The organism is Serratia proteamaculans (genome assembly GCF_004684015.1).
Taxonomy (GTDB): Bacteria; Pseudomonadota; Gammaproteobacteria; order Enterobacterales; family Enterobacteriaceae; genus Serratia; species Serratia proteamaculans_F.
Window position 1 is genome coordinate 76,785 of the sequence record NZ_SRIA01000001.1, and the last position, 14,321, is coordinate 91,105.

Consider the following 14,321-nt stretch of genomic DNA (forward strand, 5'->3'; position numbering starts at 1 on the left):
GCAGTTATAATCAGACGGGTTGCTGCATGCTGCCATGGTTCGGTTGCGCACTGCCAGCCCCGATCTTTCTTTCCGGCTGCAGCAAAGTCATGCACAGCATGCTGCAGAAAGACACCACGGCGGTGGCCAAGAACATCGCGCCATAGCCGTGGTGTTGGGCCAACCAGCCGCTCAGCATAGGTGCGGTGATCGAGGCAATATTGGCAATCGCCAGCGTCATGCCGCTGTAGGCGCCGACTGAAGCCTTGGGTGTGACGTCGATCACCACCGACCAATACACATTATTCACCAGCGCGTTCAGCGCGTTTCCCAACGTCATCAGCAAAATGATTTCGGTTGGCGTGCTCATAAAGGGGATCAACAGGAAGCAGGTGGCGGTCAGCAGCAGCGTTACCGCCGCAAACAGGTTGCGGGCCAGCCGCAGGTTGCCGAAGCGTCTCAGCAGCGCATCGGCGATGCGGCCACCGAGCAGAACGGTGAAACAGGCACCGCTCCACGGGATCATCGCCACATACCACAGCGAGTGCAGATCGTAATTAAAGGTGTCTTGCAGGTATTTAGGCCCCCAGGTGACCAGCACAAAGGTGACATAGAGGAAAGAGAAGTAACCCAGGGCGTTAAACACCAGAGTGCGGTTGGTGAAGAAAGCCCACCACGGCAGATGTGGTTGCTGACTGTCTGCCTCCTGATCGGCGCTGATAACTGCCAGTTCGGCGGCGTTGACCTGCGGATGCTCTTGCGGCGTGTCGGTGAAGAAACGGGCAAACAGCAAAATGGCGATCAGCGAGAACAGCCCCAGCAAAATAAACATGCTGCGCCAGTCATCGGTCAGCAGCAGTAGCCCCACCGCCAGCGGTGCGGTTAGCAGCGACCCCACCTGGGTGCTCAGTAGCCCGATGCCCAGTGAAAATCCGCGTTCTTTGCGCGGTGCCCAGTTAGCGATGGTTTTGTTCATCAGCGCATAGGCCGGGCCTTCGGCAAAGCCGAACATGATGCGCAGTGCGGCGAAGCCCATGATTGCCGAGCCCCCGAACAGTGCCACCCCCAGTTCACCCGCCCAGGCGGTGGCGATCTCCAGCAGCGACCACAGCGCCCCGGCGATCAGCCAGACCTTTTTGGTGCCGACGCGGTCGGCCAGGAAGCCTCCGCACAGTGAGCCAAACAAATAGCCAAAGCCGAAGTAGCCGAGTACGGCACCCAACTGGGCCTTGTTGAAGTTGAATTCTCGGGAGATATCGTTGGCGGCGAAGGACAGCGCACCGCGATCGACGTAGTTGATCAACGCAATAAAGAACACCATGGCGAAAATGCGGTAGCGATAGCGGCTGTCGGTTAAGGCGGTAGTCATCAGCGAACCTCCTGAAATGTTGGTTATCAGGAAGCTAGCAAGGTTAGTGCCAGTCTCGGAGGCCAGAGAGAGCGAGGGGCCGTGATGTGTCCGCAGAGTGAAACAGGGCCATAGGGGCGCATTTGCCCCATTTCAGTGCGTAAAAACACCCCGCTTCTTTGATGATTCGCACTTGTTCCCTGATTCGGGCTGTATATCTTACGGTCAACGGGTATACTGGCGCATCCCATTTAAATCCACTTGTATCGCGTGCGAATTCAACATGCAAAAGTTTGATACCAAGACCTTTCAGGGCCTGATCCTGACACTGCAGGACTATTGGGCGCGCCAAGGCTGCACCATCGTTCAACCACTGGACATGGAAGTCGGCGCGGGAACCTCACACCCGATGACGTGCTTGCGCGCGCTGGGGCCGGAGCCTATGGCTACCGCCTATGTGCAGCCTTCCCGTCGCCCGACCGACGGCCGCTACGGTGAAAACCCAAACCGTCTGCAACACTATTATCAATTCCAGGTGGTGATTAAGCCATCGCCGGACAATATTCAGGAACTGTACCTGGGCTCGTTGAAAGAGCTGGGTCTGGATCCGACCATTCACGACATCCGCTTCGTGGAAGACAACTGGGAAAACCCGACGCTTGGCGCCTGGGGCCTGGGCTGGGAAGTGTGGCTGAACGGCATGGAAGTGACGCAGTTCACTTACTTCCAGCAGGTTGGCGGCATGGAATGCAAGCCGGTAACCGGCGAGATCACCTACGGTCTGGAACGTCTGGCGATGTATATCCAGGGCGTGGACAGCGTCTACGATCTGGTGTGGAGCGACGGCCCACTGGGTGTGACCACCTATGGTGACGTGTTCCACCAGAACGAAGTGGAGCAGTCCACTTACAACTTCGAATACGCCGACGTCGACTTCCTGTTCTCCTGCTTTGAGCAGTACGAGAAAGAAGCCCAGTCGCTGCTGGCGCTGGAAAAACCGCTGCCGCTGCCGGCTTACGAACGTATTCTGAAGGCCGGCCACACCTTCAACCTGTTGGATGCGCGCAAGGCGATCTCGGTGACCGAGCGTCAACGTTATATTCTGCGTATCCGCACGCTGACCAAAGCCGTTGCCGAGGCCTACTACGCTTCTCGCGAAGCGTTGGGCTTCCCAATGTGCAAAAAGAACAAGAGCTAAGAGGCAGCCATGACTCAACAGACTTTCCTGGTGGAAATCGGCACGGAAGAGCTGCCGCCGAAGGCTCTTCGTTCACTGGCAGAAGCTTTTGCCGCTAATTTTACCGCCGAGCTCGATAGCGCCAACCTCGAACACGGCGAAGTGAGCTGGTTTGCCGCTCCGCGCCGTCTGGCGCTGAAAGTGGCTAATTTGAGCGCTGCACAGGCCGATCGCGAAGTCGAAAAACGCGGTCCGGCGATTGCCCAGGCGTTTGACGCCGAAGGCAAGCCAAGCAAGGCGGCCGAAGGCTGGGCCCGCGGCTGTGGTATTACCGTCGATCAGGCCGAACGCCTGGCAACCGACAAAGGCGAATGGCTGCTGTATCGCGCCCATGTTAAAGGCCAGTCCGCGCAAGCGCTGCTGGCGGGCATGGTCAGCAGTTCGCTGGCCAAGCTGCCGATCCCGAAACTAATGCGCTGGGGCGATTCCGACGTGCAGTTCGTGCGTCCGGTGCACACCGTGACGATGCTGCTGGGTGCAGAACTGATCCCGGGCACCGTGCTGGGCATCGATTCCGCGCGTACGGTTCGTGGCCACCGTTTCATGGGTGAAGCCGAGTTCACTATCGACAACGCCGACCAATATCCGCAGATCCTGCTGGAGCGCGGTAAGGTGATCGCCGATTACGAAACCCGTAAGGCGATGATCAAGCGTGACGCCGAGCAGGCGGCTTCGACTATTGGCGGCAAAGCCGATCTGAGCGAAAGCCTGTTGGAAGAAGTGGCCTCGCTGGTGGAATGGCCGGTGGTGTTGACCGCCAAATTCGAAGAGAAATTCCTGGCGGTGCCGGCGGAAGCGCTGGTGTACACCATGAAGGGCGACCAGAAGTATTTCCCGGTGTATGACGCCGCGGGCAAACTGCTGCCGAACTTTATCTTTGTCGCCAATATCGAATCCAAAGATCCGCAGCAGATTATCTCCGGTAACGAGAAGGTCGTGCGTCCGCGTCTGGCCGATGCCGAATTCTTCTTCAACACCGACCGTAAAAAACGTCTGGAAGACAACCTGCCGCGTCTGGAAACCGTGCTGTTCCAACAGCAACTGGGGACCCTGCGCGACAAGACCGACCGTATTCAGGCGCTGGCGGGCTGGGTTGCCGGCCAGATTGGTGCCGACGTTAATCACGCCACCCGTGCGGGCCTGCTGTCGAAGTGCGATCTGATGACCAACATGGTCTTCGAATTCACCGACACTCAGGGCGTGATGGGCATGCACTACGCGCGTCATGACGGTGAAGCGGAAGACGTTGCCGTTGCGCTGAACGAACAGTATCAACCGCGCTTTGCCGGTGATGCACTGCCGGAGTCGCTGGTGGCCTGTTCACTGGCGATCGCTGACAAGATGGACACCCTGGCCGGTATTTTCGGCATCGGGCAACATCCGAAAGGCGATAAAGACCCGTTTGCACTGCGCCGTGCTGCGCTGGGCGTGCTGCGTATCATCGTTGAGAAAAACCTGTCGCTGGATCTGCAGACCCTGACCGAAGAGGCCGTGCGCCTGTACGGCAGCAAGCTGACCAACGCCAAGGTGGTCGACGAGGTTGTCGAGTTTATGCTGGGCCGTTTCCGCGCCTGGTATCAGGAAGAAGGCCACGCGGTTGATACCATTCAGGCGGTGTTGGCACGTCGTCCGACCAAACCGGCGGACTTCGATGCGCGCGTCAAAGCGGTGACCCACTTCCGTACGTTGGAAGCGGCAGCAGCGCTGGCTGCGGCCAACAAACGCGTTTCCAATATCCTGGCCAAATCTACCGATACGCTCAATGACCGTGTGCATGCCTCGGTATTGAAAGAAGCGGCTGAGATCCAACTGGCGACCCATCTGGTGGTGCTGCGCGATAAGCTGGAGCCGTATTTTGCGGCAGGCAACTATCAGGATGCGTTGGTGGAGCTGGCTGACCTGCGTGAGCCGGTCGATGCGTTCTTCGACAACGTCATGGTAATGGCAGAAGACGAAGCGGTGCGTGTGAACCGTCTGACGCTGCTGAGCAAGCTGCGTGAGCTGTTCCTGCAGGTCGCGGATATTTCCGTGCTGCAATAACTTATTATGTTGTAAGCGGTTTTGCTGTGAAAAGGCGCCTTAGAGCGCCTTTTTTATTGCTGTTGTCGCAGCGAACGGGGGGGCAAATCTGCCCCCTTTAGTGCTGCCAATAGTTCGCCGACTTGGGGGGTGACTTGGGGGCTGACTTGGGGGGTAAAGCTTTTTTCCAGCACTCTCTAGAGAGTATCCAACCAAGGAAAGCACCGCTGTTCACGGTTCGTTTACCTGGGTTTCAGATACCTGCATTACCCCCTTTCACCGAAGAATAACCGCCGAAAGGTGAATCGCGTATCGTATCGCACTCAGTTGATCTATTCTTATAGGCGCAGGGAGTGCAGCAAAAGGGACGGAGTCCGATGAAAAAGCAGGTTTATAACAGGAGTTATGTCACATGGCGGTAGGGATCCAGAGCAGAAATTTCGCGCGTTGGTTGGCCCCGGTATTGGCATTGTTGGTGGTCATGCAGCTGACTGCTTGCGGCGATAAAGAGCCGGAACAACGCAAGGCGTTTATAGATTACATACAGAATACGGTGATGCGCAGCGGCGCGAAAATCCCGACGCTGAGCGAAGATCAGAAACAGAAGTTCGGCAACTATGCCGGTGATTACGCTATTTTGGTCGGTTTTTCACAGCAGTTGTCCAAGTCACTGGATGCCAGCCTGACCCCGGCGTTGGATCAGATTAACCAGATCCGCACCGCACAGGACTACATGAGCAAGCGTGATTCGCTGCAACAGTCCGTTGGGGCGCTGAACCTGCTGGGGCAGCAGATCCAGTCAGCCAAGTCACAGGCGGATACTGCCCGGGCAGCGCTGAAGCAACCTGACGATCTGAAAGCGGTGTATAACCAGGCCTACGACAAAATTGTCACTGGGCCGGCCAATGCGCTGATGCCGGTTATTCCAGTTACCGCCAGTTTCGTTCAGGATCTGGTGCAGGTGGGGGATTTCCTGCGTACACAGGGCAATCAGGTGAGTTTTAACAATAATGGCGTGCAATTCCGCACTTCCCAGCAGGCAACGCAGTACAACACCATGATGTCGAATCTGGTGGCCAAGCAGCAGGATTTACTGAACGCACAGAAAACCGTCTCAAGCGTCACCCAGTAATCGTATAAGGCAGAAGCCGGTCCTTCGGCTTCTGCCCTCATCCATCAACCCATCCCTTCCAGACTTTCCAATAACTTGCTCACTTCTTGCTCCTCGCTTCTGTACTACACTTCAATTAATCATCCTTTTCCGACATGTAGTTTTCTTTCATTCATCGCACTGTTATTTCCCGACGGGATGAATGCTCACAGGGAAGAACACCCCCAGACCAGGATTCGGTAGCCATCAGTAAATAAATTGTGACTAATGTCACAATTTAAAAACAAACACGCGATATAAAAATGTGACAAGGGTCGCATTTTTTCGGGATTTTAGGGTGAATTTAGCGCGTTGTATTTTTTCTACACCGATTAAATGTGATGAATATCACTATAAATGCCCATTGAGTGGGGTGGTGTTGGTGATCTGCGTCACAAAAAATCCGTGAAGTTCGCACGGTAAAAACAGCGTGATAGAGTCCATTTCGCATACAGCCACAACACAGCTGGATCGTAACAACAATAATCACGCGCTCTATTGTCAGCGCGTAACAATAGGGGTGTGTTTTATGTTTTCACCAGACATCAAAGTCAAAGTTCAGAACTTTGGCCGCTTCTTAAGCAACATGGTGATGCCCAATATCGGCGCATTTATCGCCTGGGGTATCATCACCGCGTTATTCATTCCTACCGGCTGGCTGCCGAACGAAACCTTAGCCAAACTGGTTGGCCCGATGATCACCTACCTGCTGCCGCTGCTGATCGGTTTCACCGGTGGCCGGTTGGTGGGGGGCGATCGCGGCGGCGTGGTCGGTGCCATCACTACCATGGGTGTGATTGTTGGTGCGGACATGCCGATGTTCCTCGGCGCGATGATTGCCGGTCCGTTGGGTGGCTGGGCTATCAAGCATTTTGACCGTTGGGTCGACGGCAAAATCAAAAGCGGTTTTGAGATGTTGGTGAACAACTTCTCCGCCGGCATTATCGGTATGTTGCTGGCCATTCTGTCGTTTATGGCCATTGGTCCGCTGGTAGAAGGGTTGTCGCATATCCTGGCTACCGGTGTAAATATCATGGTGACCAACAACCTGCTGCCGCTGGCGTCGATCTTCGTTGAACCGGCGAAAATCCTGTTCCTGAACAACGCGATTAACCACGGCATCTTCTCCCCGCTGGGCATCCAGCAGGCGACAGAAACCGGTAAATCCATCTTCTTCCTGATTGAAGCCAACCCAGGCCCGGGCATGGGCGTGCTGATGGCCTACATGTTCTTTGGCCGCGGCAGCGCCAAGCAGTCTGCCGGCGGTGCGGCGATCATCCACTTCTTCGGTGGTATCCACGAAATTTACTTCCCATACGTGCTGATGAACCCACGCCTGCTGTTGGCGGTGATCCTGGGCGGCATGACCGGCGTATTCACCCTGACCATGCTCAATGGCGGTCTGGTCTCTCCGGCTTCTCCTGGCTCTATTCTGGCGGTGTTGGCGATGACGCCGAAGGGCGCTTATTTCGCCAACCTGGCGGCGATCGGCGCGGCCTTTGTGGTGTCGTTTGTGGTCGCGGGCTTCTTGCTGAAAACCTCAAAAGTTAAAGAAGAGGACGATCTGGAAGAGGCGACTCGCCGTATGCAGGAAATGAAGTCACAGTCTAAAGGCGGCGCGGCGGCTCATGCAGCAGCAGATGGCGACCTGACCACGGTACGTAAAATCATCGTTGCCTGCGATGCCGGTATGGGTTCAAGCGCGATGGGGGCCGGGGTGCTGCGCAAAAAAGTGGCGGATGCCGGGCTGAAAAATATCTCGGTGACCAACAGCGCCATCAACAGCCTGCCGGACGATGTGGATCTGGTGATCACGCACCGCGACCTGACCGAGCGAGCGATGCGCCATGCGCCACAGGCGCAGCATATCTCGCTGACCAACTTCCTCGACAGCAAGCTGTACAGCGATCTGACCGAACGTCTGGTGGCGGCCAACAAAACCACCGATAACCAACAGAAAGTGATCAGCCGGCTTGACGATAGCTTTGAAGCGAGCGAGCAAAACCTGTTCCGCCTCAGCGAAAGCAACGTGTTCCTTAACCTGCAGGCCAGCGACAAAGAACAGGCGATCCGCTTTGCCGGTGAGCAACTGGTCAAAGGCGGCTACGTCGAGCCGGAATACGTTCCTGCGATGCTGGAGCGCGAAAAACTGACCTCCACCTACCTGGGCGAGTCGATCGCCGTGCCGCACGGCACCATCGAAGCCAAAGACCGGGTACTGCGCACCGGCGTGGTGTTCTGCCAATACCCACAGGGTGTGCGTTTCGGTGATGAAGAGGACGAGGTAGCGCGACTGGTCATCGGTATTGCCGCACGCAATAACGAACATATCCAGGTGATCACCAGCCTGACCAACGCGTTGGATGACGACGGCGTCATCGAGCGGCTGGCGAATACTACCAGCGTGCAGGAAGTGCTGGATCTGCTGGGCGGCAAAAAACGCGGATAACAGAATCATTTTAAGGGGTGCAGCTTGCTGCACCCTTCGACATTAGAAAGGTAGGAATATGAAAGCATTACATTTCGGTGCGGGAAATATTGGCCGTGGTTTTATCGGCAAGCTGCTGGCGGACGCGCAGGCCGAACTGACCTTTGCCGACGTTAACCAGACGGTGCTGGACCTGCTGAACAGCCGCAAAAGTTATCAGGTGCACGTGGTTGGTGAGCAGGCCCGGGTCGAGCAGGTCAACAACGTCAGCGCAGTGAACAGCGGCAGTGAAGAGGCGGTCGCGCTGATCGCCGAAGCGGATATCGTGACCACCGCCGTGGGCCCGCAGATCCTGGCTAAGATTGCCGGGACTATCGCCAAAGGGCTGATCAAACGTCATCAGCAGGGCAACAGCCAACCGCTGAACATCATCGCCTGCGAGAACATGGTGCGGGGCACCAGCCAGTTAAAACAGCACGTGTTCGATGTGTTGCCGCAGGAAGATCAGGCATGGGTCGAACAGCATGTCGGCTTCGTTGATTCGGCGGTTGACCGTATTGTACCGCCAGCGGAAGCGGGCAGCAGCGATCCGCTGGAAGTGACGGTAGAAACCTTCAGCGAGTGGATTGTCGATCAAACCCAGTTCAAGGGGCAGCCACCGGCGATCGCCGGTATGGAACTGACCGATAACCTGATGGCATTTGTTGAGCGCAAGTTATTCACGCTCAATACTGGTCATGCGATTACCGCTTATCTTGGGCAACAGGCCGGCCTGCTGACCATTCGTGATGCCATTCTCGACCCGGCGATCCGCCGCGTGGTGAAAGGCGCGATGGAAGAGAGCGGTGCGGTGCTGATCAAACGCTACGGTTTTGACGCCGCCAAGCATGCCGCTTACATCGAAAAAATCCTCAGCCGCTTTGAAAACCCCTATCTGCACGACGACGTGGAGCGCGTGGGCCGTCAGCCACTGCGCAAGCTGAGCGCCGGCGATCGCCTGATCAAGCCGTTGCTCGGCACGCTGGAGTACGGTCTGCCGCATGACAATCTAATCCAGGGTATTGCCGCCGCCATGAGCTACCGCAGCGAGCAGGATCCGCAGGCCAAAGAGTTGGTGGAACTGCTGGCCAAACTGGGGCCAAAAGCGGCGCTGGCGCAAATTTCCGGCCTGCCGGCGGAAAGTTCGGTTGTAGAACAGGCGGTTGCTGTGTATAACGCCATGCAAAAGTAGATTCGATATGATGAATCTTCGGGCGCAGCAAGTTGCGCCCCTACACCCCGACTTCGGCATTGACGGCGCCACCCAGGCCATTCGAAAAGCGACGATGGAAGAAGCACAGGCATTTGAAAATAAGGTTCTGGAACGGCTGAACGCAGGCAAGACGGTGCGCAGTTTTCTGATCGCGGCAGTAGAGCTGCTGGCGGAAGCGCTGAACGTGCTGGTGGTGCAGGTGTTCCGCAAAGATGACTATGCGGTGAAGTATGCCGTCGAACCGCTATTGTCCGGCGCCGGTCCATTGGGTGAGTTGTCGGTGCGCCTGAAGCTGATGTATGGGCTTGGGGTGATCTCACGCCACGAATACGAAGACGCCGAACTGCTGATGGCGATGCGCGAAGAACTGAACCACGACGGGGCGGAATACCGTTTTGTCGATGATGAAATCCTCGGGCCGTTCGGTGAACTGCATTGCGTGGCGGCGTTGCCGCCGGTACCAACCTTCCTGCAGCCCGGCGAAGCGGAAGAATCGCTGATCGCCATGCAGCGTCAGCGATACCAACAGGTGTTACGTTCCACTATGGTGCTGTCGGTCACCGATCTGATCGCCGGCATCGGTGCCAAACAACCGTCCCGGCTTTCCCCGCTCGGCCGCAATTAAGCAAAGGCCGCGCGCCATTCGTCAAATAACAGCCACAGTGCCGTGGCTGCCATCAGGCCCGCCATAACGCCGTTAAACAACCGCAGCTTCCAGGTCACGCGCAGCGCATCGCGCAGCCGATCGCCCAATATCGCCCACACCAGTACGCAAGGAATGTTCAGGGCGGTGAAACCGGCAATGATCATTAACGTATGGCCAAGGCTGGCACCTTCACGCGGGGTGAACAGAATGGCGACGTTAATCGCCATCAGCCAGGCTTTGGGATTCACCGCCTGAAACAGCGCACCACTGATTAAGCGCATCGGTTGTGCCTGGAGTTTACCGTCGGGCGAGGCCGCCCTGAATAATTTCCATGACAGCCAGAGTAGATAGGTACAACCGATCACCGCTAACGGAAAGCGGATCATCGCGGCCGAACTCAGGATCAGCGCCAGCAGGGTAGTGGTCAGGGCCAGTTGCACCGCACAGCCGACGCTAATGCCAAACACCATCGGCAGGGTGCGTCGCAGACCAAAATTGACCCCGGACGATGCCAGCAGCAGGTTGTTGGGGCCAGGGGTGATCGACATGACGGTGACATAACTGATAAAGGCGGAGTCCAGCATAACGGTTCCTTACAAGGCAGAGAAGCAAGGGAACCAGCATAAAACCTACAGGCAGATGGTGACAGAACCAGAAACAAGCTATTGTCATGGATACAGTTGTATCAATTTTAAACTGTACCCATTGCCTGGAGACAAACTGTGACCCTGCTCGATGACATACCGGAAACGCGCTACCAGCAACTGGCAGATACGCTGGCGGAAGCCATACGCCGCGGCACCCTGCTGCCCGGCAGTCGTTTGCCTTCGGTGCGCCACTGCGCGCAAACCCACAGTGTTAGCATCAACACCGTGGTGGCGGCTTACCGCACCCTGGAAGATCGCGGGCTGATAGAGGCACGGCCACAGTCCGGTTTTTATGTCTGCAACACCTTGCCGGCGTTGAAAGCCGCCTCACCGACCAGCAGCCGGATAGAGCCACCGGCGGATGACGTACTGGCATTGATCGACACGGTGTTTGCCGCCCAGCAAAATCCGGCGTTCACCAATCTTTCGCTGGCCTGCCCGCAGACTTCCGATTTCTATCCCGGCGGCAAGTTGGGGCGGATGCTTTCGTCACAGTTACGCCGCCAGCCGAATCTGATTGGCCAGTACGCGTTGCCGCCCGGTAGCCTGCGGCTGCGCCAGCAGATCACCCGGCGTTCGATGACGTTGGGCATGCTGCTGGAGCCCGGCGACATCACGCTGACTCACGGCTGCATGGAAGCGCTGCAACTGGCGCTGCGCGTGACCACCAGGCCGGGCGATTGTGTCGGCCTGGAGTCACCGACCTATTTCTATCTGCTGCCGCTGCTGGCCAGCCTGGGGCTGAAGGCGCTGGAAATTCCTACCGATCCGCAGCACGGCCTGTCGCTGGATGCGCTGGAGCTGTTGCTCAATGAGAAGCGGTTGAACGCGGTGATCGCTATGCCGACGGTGCAAAACCCATTGGGCAGTACCATGCCGCTGGCGGCGAAAAAACGGTTGGCGCGCCTGATGAACGATCATCAGGTGCCCTTGATTGAAGATGGGTTGTACGCAGAGCTGCAATTCGGCGGTGCGCTGTCCCCGGCGGTAAAATCTTTCGATCGCGATGGCTGGGTGCTGTTCTGTTCGAGCTTTACCAAGACTCTGGCCCCGGACTTCCGCATCGGTTGGATCAGTGGTGGCCGCTTTAACGAGGCGTTGCGCAAGCTGAAGGCGGTATCGTCAATGTCCGAGTCGCAGTTGCTGTCGGAAACCCTGGCGATGTTTCTGGAAACCGGCGGCTACGATCACCATCTGCGCAACCTGCGAAAACGCTACGCCGCTCAGGTAGACGAGGCGCGGGCGCTGATTGCGCGTCACTTCCCACGCGGTACCCGGGCTACGCAGCCAGCGGGCGGATTCGTGTTTTGGGTGGAGTTCCCGGCCGGGGTCGACAGCGTAGCGTTGTTCCACCAGATGCTGGAGGAACAAATCTGCCTGACGCCCGGCACGCTGTATTCCCCCAGTGGCCGCTATCGTAACGCGTTGCGGCTTTCCTGCTGCTACCCGTTTAATGCGCGTTACAGCCAGGCACTGGCGCGTGTCGGTGCCAAAGCCTGCGAGATGAGCGGCTTGCCGCCGGGCATCGCGCAAGACGAGTAACCACGCGCGCATTTTGCTACAATGTGGACATCATTGATTAGCGTGCCGTATCGGCACAACAGGCCAGAAACCATGAAAGAAATAGAAAAGGCAGAGATCAAGCGCCTTAGCGACCTGCTGGACGCACTCAAGCACAAAGACACCCTGATTATCCAACAGGGGAATCTTGACCTGATCGCACAGCACACCAAAGAAAAAGAGAAGATGGCAGCGGAGATCGAGCGCCTGAAAGGTGTGCGCGTTGAGAAGCTGAGCGCCGAAGCGCAAAAGCTGAGCCAACTGCCGTTCAGCCGTGAAATCACCAAGAAAGAGCAGGCGGATATGGGCACGTTGAAGAAAAACGTGCGCGGCCTGATCGTGGTGCACCCGATGACCGCACTGGGCCGTGAAATGGGCCTTAAAGTGGTCACCGGCTACGCCAGAAAAGCATTCTGATTGCCGGGGCGCCTTTTGTGGCGCCCGGTTTTCAAAGCTTGGTGGTGAAATACGCCTTGGTCTGATAAGGCACGGTCACCGTATCCTTGCCCTGCAATTCCCCTTCCTCTGCCACCCACTGCCGAATCTGTTCGATCACCTGTTCCTGCTGCTCGGGCGGCAAGGCGGCGATAAAACTGGTGGAGCGCACCCGGTTATAAATCACATCTTCTATTGCGCCCTGGTGGCCGAACATAAACACCTGTTCCTGCAGCGGTTCTAATCCTTTGGACGGGAAAAGTTTACGCCATTCACCGGTGTAAAAACGCGGCGCGTCGCCTTCGTGACGGTCGACAATCTGATTGAGCTTACGCACCCAACTCACACGCGCATCGCGCATGTTCCACACCAGGCCAAGCTTGCCGCCGGGCTTGAGGATACGCTGGATTTCGGCCAAAGCCTGCGGCGTGGCAAACCAGTGGAAGGACTGAGCGCAAACCACCGCGTCGACCGACTCATCCGGTAGCGGGATCGACTCCGCAGTACCCGCCAATGTTTTCACCTGCGGCAGCGCCGCCGACAGCTTTTCCAGCATTTGGGCCACGGGTTCGACGGCGATCACCTGCGCACCGGTTTCCAGCAGGCGCGGGGTGAACTTGCCGGTTCCGGCACCGAGGTCGATCACCGTCATACCGGCGTGCAGGCCGATGGTATCGCGCAGCCAGGTCGCTATCTCCGGCGGATAATCCGGACGCCCTTTAACGTAACGATCGGCGTTGGCCTGGTAGCCTTCGGCTGCTGCAGGGTGAATCGAATGAGACGGGGTGTTCATAACTTTGCTCCTGCCTGAATGAGGTTGCCGGAACGACCGATGCTGAACAGTATAGGTCGGTGAAAATGTTTAGCGCTGCAGGCTGCGTCAGGTTTTATTTTCAACCGGTCTATTTTAGCGGCCCAGCAAACGGCGATTAAAGTCTTCGATACGGCCTTCGCTGATGCGCGTCAGCATGGTTTTGCTCCAACTGGCAGACAGCCCGGGCACCGCCAACAGACGCCGATACTGCTCTTCATCAAACGGCATGTGCCAGGCGATACCGACGGCCTCGGCGACCGAGACATCGCTGTTGCGCGTTACCAGTTCCAGCGGACGATCGCCGCTGACTTTCCCGGCAGACACTACGCGGTACAGCCAGCCGCAGCGGCCGCTTTGCTGCATCAGCACCGAGATGTCGTCGATATCGAAATGGTAGTTGAGCTTGAAGCAGGGAGAACGCGGCTGGGTGACCTGGATCAGTGCTTCGCCCCAGCGGAAGATATCGCCCATAAACACGTTATGTTCGGTCAGCCCGAGAGTAGAAATGTTCTCGCCAAAAGCGGGTGCGCAAAACTGTTCGGCCTGCGCCGGGAACTGTTCACGCCAGTGGTCATAATGTTCACGGGGATAGTGGCACAGCGCGCGGTCCGGCCCGCCGTGATAACTTTTCTCCGCCTGTTCATCGCCTTCCAGGCCGAGCGGGGTCAGCTTGACGGCTCCGTCCACCAGGCGCTTGGCAATACCGCTGGGCCGCCCGCCTTCGTAGGGTTGGATAGTGCCGATGTAAACCTCTGGGTGATGCATATGCGCCTCCTTGTCTCGCGTCGAAGGCCCAGCATAGCCCG

At 57.3% G+C, this 14,321-nt stretch carries 12 protein-coding genes; 8 read left to right on the top strand and 4 right to left on the bottom strand.

Annotated elements, in window-relative coordinates; genetic code table 11:
- Positions 1 to 10 precede the first annotated feature (10 nt).
- Complete coding sequence (locus tag E5C26_RS00375; RefSeq protein ID WP_135314591.1) at positions 11 to 1,348, bottom strand: MFS transporter; 1,338 nt, start codon at positions 1,346 to 1,348, stop codon at positions 11 to 13.
- 262 nt (positions 1,349 to 1,610) lie between these two features.
- Between E5C26_RS00375 and glyQ the strand changes: the two genes are divergently transcribed.
- From glyQ to E5C26_RS00410, 6 genes are all read left to right on the top strand, one after another.
- On the top strand, positions 1,611 to 2,525 hold the full coding sequence (gene glyQ, locus E5C26_RS00380) for a glycine--tRNA ligase subunit alpha (RefSeq protein ID WP_012004542.1): 915 nt from the start codon (positions 1,611 to 1,613) through the stop codon (positions 2,523 to 2,525).
- Between the two features lie 9 nt (positions 2,526 to 2,534).
- Positions 2,535 to 4,604 (top strand): glycine--tRNA ligase subunit beta, encoded by a 2,070-nt coding sequence (glyS, locus tag E5C26_RS00385; RefSeq protein WP_135314592.1) that lies wholly within the window; start codon positions 2,535 to 2,537, stop codon positions 4,602 to 4,604.
- 391 nt (positions 4,605 to 4,995) lie between these two features.
- Positions 4,996 to 5,715: a DUF3053 domain-containing protein gene (locus E5C26_RS00395; RefSeq protein ID WP_135314593.1), complete on the top strand. Its 720-nt coding sequence runs from the start codon at positions 4,996 to 4,998 to the stop codon at positions 5,713 to 5,715.
- A gap of 547 nt (positions 5,716 to 6,262) precedes the next feature.
- Positions 6,263 to 8,182, top strand: a complete 1,920-nt coding sequence (locus tag E5C26_RS00400) for a PTS mannitol transporter subunit IICBA (RefSeq protein WP_135314594.1) — start codon at positions 6,263 to 6,265, stop codon at positions 8,180 to 8,182.
- Positions 8,183 to 8,240: 58 nt separating this feature from the next.
- Entirely contained in the window at positions 8,241 to 9,392 is a 1,152-nt protein-coding gene (locus tag E5C26_RS00405) for a mannitol-1-phosphate 5-dehydrogenase (RefSeq protein WP_135314595.1), read from the top strand.
- A 94-nt stretch (positions 9,393 to 9,486) separates the two neighbouring features.
- Positions 9,487 to 10,038 carry an MltR family transcriptional regulator gene (locus tag E5C26_RS00410; RefSeq protein ID WP_012004547.1) on the top strand — a complete coding sequence of 184 codons (552 nt, stop codon included), beginning with the start codon at positions 9,487 to 9,489 and terminating at the stop codon, positions 10,036 to 10,038.
- Here the strand turns inward: E5C26_RS00410 and E5C26_RS00415 are convergent.
- The gene (locus tag E5C26_RS00415; RefSeq protein WP_135314596.1) at positions 10,035 to 10,643 is read right to left on the bottom strand and encodes a LysE family translocator; all 609 of its coding nucleotides are present in this window, start codon (positions 10,641 to 10,643) and stop codon (positions 10,035 to 10,037) included. The genes E5C26_RS00410 and E5C26_RS00415 overlap by 4 nt on opposite strands.
- 138 nt (positions 10,644 to 10,781) lie before the next feature.
- On the opposite strand from E5C26_RS00415, the gene E5C26_RS00420 reads away from it, so the two are divergent.
- Positions 10,782 to 12,248, top strand: coding sequence for an aminotransferase-like domain-containing protein (locus E5C26_RS00420; RefSeq protein WP_135314597.1), 1,467 nt, complete (start codon positions 10,782 to 10,784; stop codon positions 12,246 to 12,248).
- Between the two features lie 72 nt (positions 12,249 to 12,320).
- A complete protein-coding gene (locus E5C26_RS00425) occupies positions 12,321 to 12,683 on the top strand; it encodes a YibL family ribosome-associated protein (RefSeq protein WP_135314598.1) in 363 nt (120 codons plus the stop codon).
- 31 nt (positions 12,684 to 12,714) lie between these two features.
- Here E5C26_RS00425 and E5C26_RS00430 read toward each other — a convergent pair whose 3' ends face one another.
- Positions 12,715 to 13,494 carry a class I SAM-dependent methyltransferase gene (locus tag E5C26_RS00430; protein WP_135314599.1) on the bottom strand — a complete coding sequence of 260 codons (780 nt, stop codon included), beginning with the start codon at positions 13,492 to 13,494 and terminating at the stop codon, positions 12,715 to 12,717.
- Between the two features lie 114 nt (positions 13,495 to 13,608).
- The gene (yiiM, locus tag E5C26_RS00435) at positions 13,609 to 14,280 is read right to left on the bottom strand and encodes a 6-hydroxyaminopurine reductase (protein ID WP_135314600.1); all 672 of its coding nucleotides are present in this window, start codon (positions 14,278 to 14,280) and stop codon (positions 13,609 to 13,611) included.
- Positions 14,281 to 14,321: the final 41 nt, after the last annotated feature.

Excerpts from the sequence above, each read along its gene's own strand:
- E5C26_RS00375 (WP_135314591.1), bottom strand. The coding sequence starts at position 1,348 with ATGACTACCGCCTTAACCGACAGCCGCTATCGCTACCGCATTTTCGCC.
- glyQ (WP_012004542.1), top strand. The coding sequence starts at position 1,611 with ATGCAAAAGTTTGATACCAAGACCTTTCAGGGCCTGATCCTGACACTG.
- glyS (WP_135314592.1), top strand. The coding sequence starts at position 2,535 with ATGACTCAACAGACTTTCCTGGTGGAAATCGGCACGGAAGAGCTGCCG.
- E5C26_RS00395 (WP_135314593.1), top strand. The coding sequence starts at position 4,996 with ATGGCGGTAGGGATCCAGAGCAGAAATTTCGCGCGTTGGTTGGCCCCG.
- E5C26_RS00400 (WP_135314594.1), top strand. The coding sequence starts at position 6,263 with ATGTTTTCACCAGACATCAAAGTCAAAGTTCAGAACTTTGGCCGCTTC.
- E5C26_RS00405 (WP_135314595.1), top strand. The coding sequence starts at position 8,241 with ATGAAAGCATTACATTTCGGTGCGGGAAATATTGGCCGTGGTTTTATC.
- E5C26_RS00410 (WP_012004547.1), top strand. The coding sequence starts at position 9,487 with ATGGAAGAAGCACAGGCATTTGAAAATAAGGTTCTGGAACGGCTGAAC.
- E5C26_RS00415 (WP_135314596.1), bottom strand. The coding sequence starts at position 10,643 with ATGCTGGACTCCGCCTTTATCAGTTATGTCACCGTCATGTCGATCACC.
- E5C26_RS00425 (WP_135314598.1), top strand. The coding sequence starts at position 12,321 with ATGAAAGAAATAGAAAAGGCAGAGATCAAGCGCCTTAGCGACCTGCTG.
- E5C26_RS00430 (WP_135314599.1), bottom strand. The coding sequence starts at position 13,494 with ATGAACACCCCGTCTCATTCGATTCACCCTGCAGCAGCCGAAGGCTAC.
- yiiM (WP_135314600.1), bottom strand. The coding sequence starts at position 14,280 with ATGCATCACCCAGAGGTTTACATCGGCACTATCCAACCCTACGAAGGC.